Annotated in this window: 1 pseudogene; it reads right to left on the bottom strand. The window is 76.1% G+C overall.

Annotated features, from left to right (window positions below):
- A pseudogene (locus CCN42_RS40795) lies at positions 1-428 on the bottom strand (3-phosphoshikimate 1-carboxyvinyltransferase); the annotation flags it as partial.
- Positions 429-585 lie beyond the last annotated feature (157 nt).

The following is a 585-nucleotide window of genomic DNA, read 5'->3' as shown; positions in this document are numbered from 1 at the left end:
ACCCCCGCCGCCTCGACGGTCAGCGGGTGGTGGCCCTCCTTCTCCTCGTGCCGCAGCTTCACGCCGAGGTCACGCAGGGCCCGGGTGAGCGGCAGCAGGGGGCGGCGGCGCATCTGCGCGGAGGCGTCGAAGCGGTAGGTGCCGTGGCCGGCGGCGGCGAGCGCGGGCAGGAAGCGGGCCGTCGTCGCGCCGTCGCGGCAGTAGACGTCGGCCTCCGTCACGGCCGGGCCCTCGGGGCGCCCGTCGACCTGCCAGGTGTCCGGGGTGCGGCCGACCCGGTAGCCGAGCCGTACCAGGCCCTCGGCGAAGCCCTCGGTGTCGTCCGACCGCAGGGGCCGGACGAGAGTCGTGACGCCGTCGGCTGCCGCCGCGAGGAAGAGGGCGCGGGCGGTGATGGACTTGGAACCGGGGATGTCGACTACGGGCATGCCCCAATGATCGCTCAACCCTGGCCGCTCGCGCCGCAACGTCCATGAGATGGACCGCTGGCGCGGCCCCGGCCGGCGCCCCTGCCGGGGCCCTGGTGACGCTGCGACGCGCCGCTCTCCCGCCTCCTCGGCCCCCTCCGCATCCTGGGTCCCGTTC

This window comes from Streptomyces glaucescens, assembly GCF_002154375.1.
GTDB lineage: Bacteria > Actinomycetota > Actinomycetes > Streptomycetales > Streptomycetaceae > Streptomyces > Streptomyces glaucescens.
The sequence above is the reverse complement of the archived record's forward strand: the minus strand, read 5'-3'. Positions and strand labels throughout refer to the sequence as shown.